We start from the raw sequence: 11157 nt of genomic DNA, 5'->3' as shown, positions 1-11157 counted from the left end.
TTGGATCTGTGGCGTTCACAAATCCCCTGTGGGAGCGAGCCTGCTCGCGAATGGCGGCAACACAAAAATCTCGCTCAAACCCAAATCGCATCCCACAGCGGGTAGTCGCCAAGCTTCTTAACCAAACCAGCTCGCAACGGATTAGCCACGATATACCGAGCCAACTTCACCAGATCTTCTTCTCTGCGCAATGCACGATCATGAAAGCCTGATTGCCAAAGACTGGTCTGTCGACCCGTCGAGAGATTCACGGCTTTGGTACTGAGGGATTTTGTACGCTGCATCAAATCGCCGAGCGAACCGCGCTTCAATTCAATCAGCCAATGAAAATGATCTGGCATGACAACCCACGCCAACGTATTGGCAATACCCATTTCCTCTGCGACGTGAAATTCGCTGGCGACCAATCGACCCAGTGCAAAATCGCTGAAAAAAGGCTGCCTTCCCGCCGTATTGGTTGTCAGCAGGTAGATGCGGTTGTGTTCGGAGTAACGACCAATGCGCAAACGATTTGAAGCAGATAGATTCAGCATTCCTTTGCCTTTTCATGTCCTGATCATGAAAAGGCTAGTTCAGTGGATTTCGGAGCAATTGTCAGGTTCTTAGCAAGATGTGTCCTCAAGATCGTATTCGCGAGCAGGCTCGCTCCCACAGGGGACTTGGGGTATTCAAACATTTTGTGTCTGAACACAAATCCAATGTGGGAGCGAGCCTGCTCGCGAAGGCGGTTAATCAGACACTACAAAATCAAGCAGCCACCCCCGCATCCGCCCGCAACTCCAGCGCCTCCACCGCTTTGATCGCCACCTGCTCATCAATATCCGACAGATCGCCGCTGATCCCGATCGCGCCCAGCACATTCCCCGCCTGATCACGAATCAACACACCACCCGGTGCCGGCACGACGCTGCCCTGGCCCATGCTGTTCAGTGCGGCAATAAAGGCTGGGCGTTGTTGCGCGTCGAGTGCCAGCAGGCGTGAGCCTTTGCCCAAGGCGATGGCGCCCCAGGCTTTGCCAATGGCGATGTTCGGGCGCAGCAGGCTCGCGCCGTCTTCGCGTTGCAGGGTGATCAGGTGGCCGCCGGTATCGAGTACCGCGATGGTCAGCGGCGCGGCGTTGATGCCGCGCCCTGCGTTGATGGCTTCGTTGACCAGGTTGACTGCGACTTTCAAGGTTAAAGCGCTCATGGTGCCGTCCTCATTTTGTTATAGGGAAAGTCGTGGGCCTGCGGTTTTCTGCCGCAGGCCGATGCAACAAATAGAACACAATGAGTTATTTTTTTGTATACAATAATTCTCGAAAAGCGCCACATGCGACGAAAAGCCACAGTCAGACAGGCTTCCGACGAATGAAACACACGCTTGAGAAAATGGATTGACCTGCGCCGTCCGCCGTGAATACACTCTGCGCAAAGCCACTTGTATACAATTACAAAACGTAAAGAGGCACAAAACCATGAGCAAAATGAGAGCAATCGAAGCCGCCGTTCTGGTGATGCGCCGTGAAGGGGTTGATACCGCTTTTGGCATCCCGGGCGCTGCCATCAACCCGCTGTACTCCGCCTTGCAGAAAGTCGGTGGCATCGATCACGTCCTTGCTCGCCACGTGGAAGGCGCCTCGCACATGGCCGAGGGCTACACCCGCACCAAGGCCGGCAACATCGGCGTGTGCATCGGGACTTCCGGCCCTGCCGGTACCGACATGGTCACCGGGCTCTACAGCGCTTCGGCCGACTCGATTCCAATCCTCTGCATTACCGGCCAGGCACCCCGCGCCCGTATGCACAAGGAAGACTTCCAGGCTGTCGACATCACCAGCATCGTCAAGCCAGTCACCAAGTGGGCGACCACTGTTCTGGAACCGGGCCAAGTGCCTTACGCGTTCCAGAAAGCGTTCTTCGAAATGCGCTCCGGCCGTCCAGGCCCGGTGCTGATCGACCTGCCGTTCGACGTGCAGATGGCCGAAATCGAATTCGACATCGACGCCTACCAGCCGCTGCCATTGGCCAAACCGACCGCTACCCGCGTTCAGGTTGAAAAGGCTCTGGCGCTGCTTGATCAGGCTGAACGTCCACTGCTGGTGGCCGGCGGCGGCATCATCAACGCCGACGCCAGCGATCTGCTGGTTGAATTCGCTGAGCTGACCGGTATTCCGGTGATCCCGACCCTGATGGGCTGGGGCACAATTCCTGACGATCACCCGTTGATGGTCGGTATGGTCGGTCTGCAGACTTCGCACCGTTACGGCAACGCCACCATGCTGAAATCCGACGTGGTGTTGGGTATCGGTAACCGTTGGGCCAACCGCCACACCGGTTCGGTTGACGTTTACACCGAAGGTCGCAAGTTCATTCACGTCGACATCGAAGGCACGCAGATCGGCCGTGTGTTCACACCTGATCTGGGCATCGTTTCCGACGCCGCTGCAGCACTGACCGTGTTCATCGAAGTGGCGCGTGAATGGCAAGCCGCCGGCAAGCTGAAAAACCGCAGTGCCTGGCTGCAAGACTGCCAGCAGCGCAAAGCCAGCCTGCACCGCAAGACTCACTTCGACAACGTGCCGGTGAAACCACAGCGCGTTTACGAAGAAATGAACCAGGTGTTCGGCAAGGACACCTGCTACGTCAGCACCATTGGTCTGTCGCAGATTGCCGGCGCGCAGTTCCTGCACGTCTACAAGCCGCGTCACTGGATCAACTGTGGCCAGGCAGGCCCGTTGGGCTGGACCATTCCGGCTGCGCTGGGCGTGGTGAAGGCCGATCCGAGCCGTAAAGTCGTGGCCCTGTCGGGGGACTATGACTTCCAGTTCATGATCGAAGAACTGGCGGTCGGCGCTCAGTTCAAACTGCCGTACATCCACGTCGTGGTGAACAACTCGTACCTGGGTCTGATCCGTCAGGCACAGCGCGGGTTCGAAATGGACTACTGCGTGCAGCTGTCCTTCGATAACCTGAACGCGCCGGAACTCAACGGTTACGGTGTTGACCACGTCGCAGTGGCTGAAGGCCTCGGCTGTAAGGCGCTGCGTGTATTCGAACCATCGGAAATCGCCCCTGCCCTGCGCAAGGCCGAACAGATGATCGAAGAGTTCAAGGTGCCGGTGATCGTCGAGATCATTCTGGAGCGTGTGACCAACATCTCCATGGGTACCGAGATCAACGCCGTCAACGAATTCGAAGACCTGGCGCTGGTCGGCAACGATGCGCCAACGGCGATTTCGCTGCTTGATTGAACGTAACTAGCCCCCTCTCCCTCCGGGAGAGGGCTGGGGTGAGGAAAAGGTTTTGCGGTGCTCGCACAATCGGGATCAGACTCAGGATTTCCCCTCACCCTAACCCTCTCCCCCAGGAGAGGGGACTGATCGCGTTCAGTCTGACCAACCGTGTCACATCCGTTTTTCAGGAGACCACCATGCCGCGTTTCGCAGCCAACCTGTCCATGCTGTTCACCGAACAGGATTTCCTTGCCCGTTTCGACGCCGCCGCCAAGGCTGGTTTCAGCGGTGTCGAGTACCTGTTCCCGTACGACTTCAGCTCCGCTGAAATCAAAGCCAAGCTCGACGCCAACGGTCTGACCCAAGTGCTGTTCAACTTGCCGGCCGGTGACTGGGCCAAGGGCGAGCGCGGTATCGCCTGCCTGCCGGATCGGGTTGAAGAGTTCCGCGCCGGTGTCGATCTGGCGATTGCCTACGCGCAAGTGCTGGGCAACACCCAGATCAACTGCCTGGCCGGTATTCGTCCGCAAGGCGTTGACGATGCCACGATAGAAAAGACCTTCGTTGCCAACCTGAAATACGCCGCCGACAAGCTGCAGGCAGCGGGCATCAAACTGGTGATGGAAGCGATCAACACCCGCGACATCCCGGGCTTCTACCTGAACAACACGGCGCAAGCCCTGTCGATTCGTGAACAGGTCGGCAGCGCCAACCTGTTCCTGCAATACGACATCTATCACATGCAGATCATGGAAGGTGATCTGGCCCGCACCCTGCAATCGCATCTGGGCGAGATCAACCATGTGCAGCTCGCGGACAACCCGGGGCGCAACGAACCAGGCACCGGTGAAATCAACTACCGCTTCCTGTTCGAACACCTCGATCGCATCGGTTATCAGGGTTGGGTCGGCTGTGAATACAAGCCGCTGACCACCACTGAAGCAGGCCTGGGCTGGCTGAAAACCCATAACGCAATTTAAGAACACTGCAAAAACCCTGTGGGAGCGAGCCTGCTCGCGAAGAGGCCGGCACATTCAACATCAATGTCGTCTGGCGTACCGCATTCGCGAGCAGGCTCGCTCCCACATAAAAGCAGCTCCCTTTTTGCTTGAAGCAGCAATAAAAACAAGAGGATTTTCTCATGGCTAAAATCGGATTTATCGGCACCGGCATCATGGGCCACCCAATGGCTTCGAACCTGCAGAAAGCCGGTCACAGCCTGTTCCTGTCAGCGCACCACGACGCCGCCCCGGCCGACCTGGTTGCCGCCGGCGCCGTCGCCCTGGCCAACCCGCGCGAAGTCGCGCAGGAAGCGGAATTCATCATCGTCATGGTGCCGGATACCCCTCAGGTAGACGACGTACTGTTCCGCGCTGACGGCGTTGCCGCTGGCCTGAGCAAAGGCAAAATCGTTATCGACATGAGCTCGATCTCGCCGACCGCCACCAAGGCTTTCGCGGCGAAGATCAACGAGAAAGGCGCGCAATACCTCGACGCACCGGTATCCGGTGGTGAAGTCGGCGCCAAAGCCGCAACCCTGAGCATCATGATCGGTGGCGACGCCGATGCCTTCGAACGCGCGCTGCCGCTGTTCCAGGCCATGGGCAAGAACATCACCCTGGTCGGTGGCAATGGCGACGGTCAAACCGCCAAAGTCGCCAACCAGATCATCGTTGCACTGAACATTCAGGCGGTTGCTGAAGCCCTGCTGTTCGCTTCGAAAAACGGTGCTGATCCGGCCAAAGTGCGTGAAGCACTGATGGGCGGTTTCGCCTCCTCGAAGATCCTTGAAGTGCACGGCGAGCGCATGATCAAAGGCACTTTCGATCCAGGCTTCCGCATCAGCCTGCACCAGAAGGACCTGAACCTGGCCCTGCAAGGCGCCAAGGAGCTGAACATCAACCTGCCGAACACCGCCAACGCCCAGCAAGTGTTCAGCACCTGCGCAGCGATCGGTGGCAGCAACTGGGACCACTCGGCGCTGATCAAGGGTCTGGAGCACATGGCCAACTTCTCGATTCGCGATAACAAATAAAGCCTGCGCAAACCCTGTGGGAGCGAGCCTGCTCGCGAAAGCGGTTGCACATTCAACATCCATGTTGGCTGACACACCGCCTTCGCGAGCAGGCTCGCTCCCACAAGGGATCTGAGTTGCCCTTTCGAATAACAAGAATTCCGGGAGCCCGCCATGTCGGTCGATCCGCAACAACTGCTGCGCGAGCTGTTTGCCACAGCCATCGACGCGGCCCATCCGAACCAGGTCCTCGAAGCCCATCTGCCTGCCGATCGTAGCGGTCGGGTGATCGTCATCGGTGCCGGCAAAGCCGCTGCCGCGATGGCGCAAGTGGTCGAGCGCAACTGGCAGGGTGAAGTGTCTGGCCTGGTTGTGACCCGTTACGGTCACGGTGCCCCGTGCGAAAAAATCGAAGTGGTCGAAGCCGCGCATCCGGTACCGGACGCTGCCGGCCTGGCCGTGGCCAAACGCGTGCTCGAACTGGTCAGCAACCTGACTGAAGACGACCGCGTGATCTTCCTGCTCTCCGGTGGCGGCTCTGCCCTGCTGGCGTTGCCGGCCGCAGGCATCACCCTCGCCGACAAACAGTCGATCAACAAAGCCCTGCTGAAATCCGGCGCGACCATCGGCGAGATGAACTGCGTGCGCAAGCACCTCTCGGCGATCAAGGGCGGCCGCTTGGGCAAGGCCTGCTGGCCTGCGACTGTCTACACCTACGCAATTTCCGATGTACCGGGCGACCTCGCCACGGTCATCGCGTCCGGCCCGACCGTGGCTGACCCAAGCACCTCCGCCGAAGCGCTGGCGATCATCAAACGCTACGGCATCGAGATCCCGGCCTCGGTGCGTACCTGGCTGCAAAGCCCTGAGTCGGAAACCGTGAAACCCGGTGATCCGAGCCTGGCGCGCAGCCACTTTCAGTTGATCGCCCGCCCTCAGCAATCGCTGGATGCAGCGGCAGTGAAATGCCGTCAGGCCGGTTTCAGCACGCTAATCCTCGGCGACCTCGAAGGTGAGTCGCGCGAAGTGGCGAAAGTCCACGCCGGCATCGCCCGTCAGATCATCAATCACGGTCAGCCATTGGCAGCGCCGTGCGTAATTTTGTCCGGCGGCGAAACCACCGTGACCGTGCGCGGCAATGGCCGTGGCGGGCGTAACGCAGAGTTCCTCCTCAGCCTCACCGACAGCCTCAAAGGCCAGCCCGGCGTCTACGCCCTGGCCGGTGACACCGACGGCATCGACGGCTCGGAAGACAACGCCGGCGCGATCATGACCCCGGACAGCTACGCCCGCGCCGCCGCCCTTGGTTTGAGCGCCAGCGACGAGCTGGATAACAACAACGGCTACGGCTATTTCGCGGCGCTCGATGCGTTGATCGTCACCGAGCCGACGCGCACCAACGTCAACGACTTCCGCGCCATTCTGATCCTTGAGAGCTGCAAATCATGACGCCTGATAAAAAGGTCAAAATCCTCGCCACCCTCGGGCCTGCTGTCGATGGCATCGAAGACATCCGTGAACTGGTCGAGGCCGGGGTGAATATCTTCCGCCTGAACTTCAGCCACGGCGATCACGCCGACCACGCCAAGCGCTATCAGTGGATTCGCGAAGTCGAGCGTCAGCTCAACTATCCGCTGGGCATTCTGATGGATTTGCAGGGGCCGAAACTGCGCGTCGGCAAGTTCGCTGACGGCAAAGTCCAGCTGCATCGCGGTCAGGCATTCCGTCTTGATCTGGATGCCACACCCGGTGATGAACGCCGAGTGAATCTGCCGCATCCGGAGATCATTGCCGCGCTGGAAGCGGGCATGGATCTGCTGCTCGACGACGGCAAATTGCGTCTGCGCGTGGTCACCAAGTACGACGATGCGATCGATACCACCGTGCTAAACGGCGGCGAACTGTCGGACCGCAAAGGCGTCAACGTGCCGCAAGCGGTGCTCGACCTCAGCCCGCTGACCGCCAAGGATCGTCGCGATCTGAGCTTCGGTCTGGAGTTGGGCGTGGACTGGGTCGCGCTGTCGTTTGTGCAGCGTCCGCAGGACATCGTCGAAGCCCGCGCACTGATCGGCGACAAAGCCTTTCTGATGGCGAAAATCGAGAAGCCTTCGGCGGTTGAACAACTGCGTGAAATCGCCGAATTGAGCGACGCGATCATGGTGGCCCGTGGCGACCTCGGTGTTGAAGTGCCCGCCGAAAGCGTGCCGCAGATTCAGAAAAACATCATCACCACGTGCCGTGAACTGGGCAAACCGGTGGTGGTGGCAACGCAGATGCTTGAGTCGATGCGCTTCTCCCCTGCTCCGACCCGCGCAGAGGTGACCGACGTCGCCAACGCCGTGGCCGAAGGCGCCGATGCGGTGATGTTGTCGGCGGAAACTGCCTCCGGCGAATACCCGCTGGAAGCCGTGCAGATGATGAGCAAGATCATTCGCCAGGTTGAGAACGGCCCGGATTATCAGACCCAGCTCGACGTCAGCCGGCCGAAGGCTGAAGCGACCGTGTCCGATGCGATCAGCTGCGCGATCCGGCGCATCAGCAACGTGCTGCCGGTGGCGGTGCTGGTCAACTACAGCGAGTCGGGCACCTCGAGTCTGCGTGCAGCGCGGGAGCGGCCGAAAGCGCCGATCCTCAACCTGACGCCGAACCTGCAAACCGCGCGGCGTCTGAGCGTGGCGTGGGGGATTCACTCGGTGGTCAACGATCGCCTGCGTCAGGTCGACGAAGTCTGCTCAACCGCACTGGAAATCGCCCAGGCCCAAGGCATGGCCGAGCGTGGCGACACGCTGCTGATTACTGCGGGTGTGCCGTTCGGACAGCCTGGGTCGACCAACTCGCTGCGGATTGAAACATTGATTTAACCGCCCACCATGATCGTTCCCACGCGCAGCAAAGGGATGCGGCCCGGGACGCCCTGCGTCCCAAGAGCAGACGCAGAGCGTCCTTTGAGGCATTCCCACGCAGAGCGTGGGAACGATCAGTACCGAATGAACTGCCATGCCTGCCAATCATTTCAACACCCACTGCCCCGACTGGGCCGAGGCTTTGCTCAACGGTTTCAGTCAGATATTCCTCCAGCGCCATCCGCTGTGTGGCCTGCTGTGCCTGTTGGCGATCCTGCTGACGGCGCCCGTGCTGTTCGCCGGTGCACTGCTCGGTGCCGTCGCCGGTTTGCTCACCGCGCAACGGCGCAACTACGCCAAGGCTGATCGCCAAGCCGGGTTGTTCAGCTACAACGGCATCTTGCTTGGCCTGTTGCTGAGCCTGTATTTTCCGTGGTCGCCAATGCTGCCGCCGCTGATTCTCGCAGCCGGCGGACTGAGCGCGATGGCCACGCAGCAATGGCTCAAACATGTGTACCGCAGCCGCTCGATTCCGGCCTACACCTCGCCGTTCGTGGCGCTGAGCTGGATCCTGCTGTTGTTCGCCGAACCGTCGGCGCCGATGGCGCACATCGAGATGAACACGCTGAACCTGCTCGCCGCTGAACTGCGCGGTCTGGGCCAGGTGATGTTTCTGGGTCATCCACTGGCCGGCGCGTTGATCGCCATCGGTCTGTTGATCGCTGATCGCCGGGCGTTTGGCTGGGCAATGTTCGCCTCGGCGATCGGCCTCGGCTCCAGCCTGCTGCATCACGAAAGCGGCTCCGCTTTGCTCGGTCTCGGCAGCTATAACGCCGTGCTCGCCGCCCTTGCCTTCTCCGCGCAACGCCAACAACCATGGCTGCCGCTGCTCGGCATCGTGCTGGCGCTGCTGGTCACTCCGCTATTTGCTGCCGTCGGCCTCGCCACTCTGACCGCGCCGTTCATCCTCGCCGGCTGGCTGATCCGCGCCGGTATTCAGATGCTCGGCAAAACGCCGGTCGAGCGTGCGCCTTGCGCTCATGGGGAGAATCAACCTAGGCTGCGCTGATCTTCGATTCAGGCGTTATCCATGGACAGCAGCAACAGTTGGCGCGAACGGCTTTACGTGATGATTTTCCAGAGTGACACCCTCGCCGGGCGTCGCTTCGACGGCATCCTGCTGTTGATCATCCTCGCCAGTCTGGTGATCGTGATGCTCGACAGTATCGACAGCATTCACCAGAACTATGCGGACGTGCTGGCCTACATCGAGTGGGGCTTCACGATCATCTTTCTCGGCGAGTACATCCTGCGCCTGTACTGCTCGCCCAAGCCGTTGCGCTACGCCTTCAGCTTTTACGGGCTGGTGGATTTGCTGGCGATCGTGCCGGGCATCCTCGCCCTGTATTACAGCGATGCGCAGTACCTGCTGATCATTCGGATCATCCGCATGCTGCGGATTTTCCGCGTGCTCAAGCTCAGCCCGTACCTCAAGCAAGCCAACTATCTGATGTCGGCGCTGCGTGGCAGCAAACAGAAAATCGTCGTGTTTCTGGTCAGCGTCTGCACGCTGGTGACGGTGTTCGGCACTTTGATGTACGTGATCGAAGGCCCCGAGCATGGCTTCACCAGCATTCCCAAAGGCATCTATTGGGCGATCGTCACGTTGACCACCGTGGGCTTCGGCGACATCGTGCCGAAGACGCCGCTGGGCCAGGTGATTTCGTCGCTGGTGATGATCACCGGTTATTCGATCATCGCCGTGCCGACGGGGATTTTCACCGCCGAACTGGCCAACGCCATGCGCGGAGAACAGCTGCAACACGACTGCCCGGTGTGCAAGAAAAACAGCCATGAACACGGCGCCGCGTTCTGCTCGCGATGTGGCAATGCATTGTTCAAGAAACTGGAATAAGCAAAGAGCTTTTTAATCTTTAAACGACTATGCGCGCCCCGTTATAGTCAGTGGCAATTGAACATCACCCCCTGCTTCTACACCGATAAAACAAGGAATGCGCAGTGAAAAAACTCTTTGGCGCCTCACTTCTCGCCGCCGGCCTGGCCTTGGCCAACATCGCCCAGGCAGCCCCGACGCTGCTCAACGTTTCCTACGACGTGATGCGCGATTTCTACAAGGACTACAACACTGCGTTCCAGAAACACTGGCAAGCCGAGCACAACGAAAACATCACCGTGCAAATGTCCTTCGGCGGCTCGAGCAAGCAAGCGCGCTCGGTCATCGATGGCCTGCCGGCTGACGTCATCACCATGAACATGGCCACCGACATCAACGCCCTCGCCGACAACGGCAAACTGGTGCCGGAGAACTGGGTCACCCGTCTGCCGAACAACAGCGCGCCGTTCACCTCGGCCACGGTGTTCATCGTCCGCAAAGGCAATCCGAAAGCCCTGAAAGACTGGCCGGATCTGCTCAAGGATGGCGTGCAAGTGATCGTGCCAAACCCGAAAACCTCGGGTAACGGCCGCTACACCTACCTGTCGGCCTGGGGTTACGTGCTGAAGAACGGCGGCGACGAGAACAAGGCCAAGGACTTCGTCGGCAAACTGTTCAAGCAAGCGCCGGTGCTCGATACCGGTGGCCGTGCGGCGACCACCACGTTCATGACCAACCAGATCGGCGACGTGCTGGTGACTTTCGAAAACGAGGCGGAAATGATTGCCCGCGAGTTTGGTCGTGATCAGTTTGAAGTGATCTACCCGAGTGTTTCGGCTGAGGCTGAGCCGCCGGTGTCGGTGGTCGATAAAGTGGTCGACAAAAAAGGCTCGCGCGCGGCGGCAGATGAGTACCTGAAGTACCTGTGGTCGCCGGAAGGTCAGGAGATTGCTGCGGCGAATTACCTGCGTCCGCGTGATCCGGCGGTGCTGGCGAAGTACACCGATCGTTTCCCGAAAGTTGATTTCCTCTCGGTTGAGAAGACCTTTGGTGACTGGCGTACGGTGCAGAAGACTCACTTCAATGATGGTGGGGTTTTCGATCAGATTTACAGTGGGCAGTAAGGTTTAAGCAGACGTGAAAAAGGCGATCCACTGAGGTCGCCTTTTTTTGTGGCCGCTTTACCCACCCC

At 59.5% G+C, this 11157-nt stretch carries 10 protein-coding genes; 8 read left to right on the top strand and 2 right to left on the bottom strand.

Features of this window, described 5'->3' with window-relative positions:
* Positions 1–74: 74 nt before the first annotated feature.
* Together L8H52_RS29845 and L8H52_RS29840 are read right to left on the bottom strand one after the other, a co-directional pair.
* Entirely contained in the window at positions 75–533 is a 459-nt protein-coding gene (locus L8H52_RS29845; protein WP_242210101.1) for a transposase, read from the bottom strand.
* Between the two features lie 214 nt (positions 534–747).
* On the bottom strand, positions 748–1188 hold the full coding sequence (locus L8H52_RS29840; RefSeq protein WP_038363926.1) for a heme-binding protein: 441 nt from the start codon (positions 1186–1188) through the stop codon (positions 748–750).
* A 268-nt stretch (positions 1189–1456) separates the two neighbouring features.
* On the opposite strand from L8H52_RS29840, the gene gcl reads away from it, so the two are divergent.
* From gcl to L8H52_RS29800, 8 genes are all read left to right on the top strand, one after another.
* Positions 1457–3232: a glyoxylate carboligase gene (gcl, locus tag L8H52_RS29835; RefSeq protein ID WP_007919935.1), complete on the top strand. Its 1776-nt coding sequence runs from the start codon at positions 1457–1459 to the stop codon at positions 3230–3232.
* Between the two features lie 179 nt (positions 3233–3411).
* Positions 3412–4194: a hydroxypyruvate isomerase gene (gene hyi / locus L8H52_RS29830; RefSeq protein ID WP_242210100.1), complete on the top strand. Its 783-nt coding sequence runs from the start codon at positions 3412–3414 to the stop codon at positions 4192–4194.
* Between the two features lie 161 nt (positions 4195–4355).
* Positions 4356–5249, top strand: coding sequence for a 2-hydroxy-3-oxopropionate reductase (locus tag L8H52_RS29825; protein WP_007919937.1), 894 nt, complete (start codon positions 4356–4358; stop codon positions 5247–5249).
* Between the two features lie 153 nt (positions 5250–5402).
* The gene (locus L8H52_RS29820) at positions 5403–6677 is read left to right on the top strand and encodes a glycerate kinase (RefSeq protein ID WP_242210099.1); all 1275 of its coding nucleotides are present in this window, start codon (positions 5403–5405) and stop codon (positions 6675–6677) included.
* The gene (pyk, locus tag L8H52_RS29815) at positions 6674–8089 is read left to right on the top strand and encodes a pyruvate kinase (RefSeq protein ID WP_122600273.1); all 1416 of its coding nucleotides are present in this window, start codon (positions 6674–6676) and stop codon (positions 8087–8089) included. Before L8H52_RS29820 ends, pyk begins: the two co-directional genes overlap by 4 nt.
* A gap of 136 nt (positions 8090–8225) precedes the next feature.
* Positions 8226–9140: an urea transporter gene (locus L8H52_RS29810; RefSeq protein WP_242210098.1), complete on the top strand. Its 915-nt coding sequence runs from the start codon at positions 8226–8228 to the stop codon at positions 9138–9140.
* A 21-nt stretch (positions 9141–9161) separates the two neighbouring features.
* Positions 9162–9986: an ion transporter gene (locus L8H52_RS29805; RefSeq protein WP_016987501.1), complete on the top strand. Its 825-nt coding sequence runs from the start codon at positions 9162–9164 to the stop codon at positions 9984–9986.
* Between the two features lie 104 nt (positions 9987–10090).
* Entirely contained in the window at positions 10091–11089 is a 999-nt protein-coding gene (locus L8H52_RS29800; protein WP_034151535.1) for a sulfate ABC transporter substrate-binding protein, read from the top strand.
* Positions 11090–11157: the final 68 nt, after the last annotated feature.

Source organism: Pseudomonas sp. CROZ-RG-20F-R04-15, assembly GCF_022662375.1.
Taxonomy (GTDB): domain Bacteria; phylum Pseudomonadota; class Gammaproteobacteria; order Pseudomonadales; family Pseudomonadaceae; genus Aquipseudomonas.
This window is presented reverse-complemented; position numbering and strand designations above follow the sequence as displayed.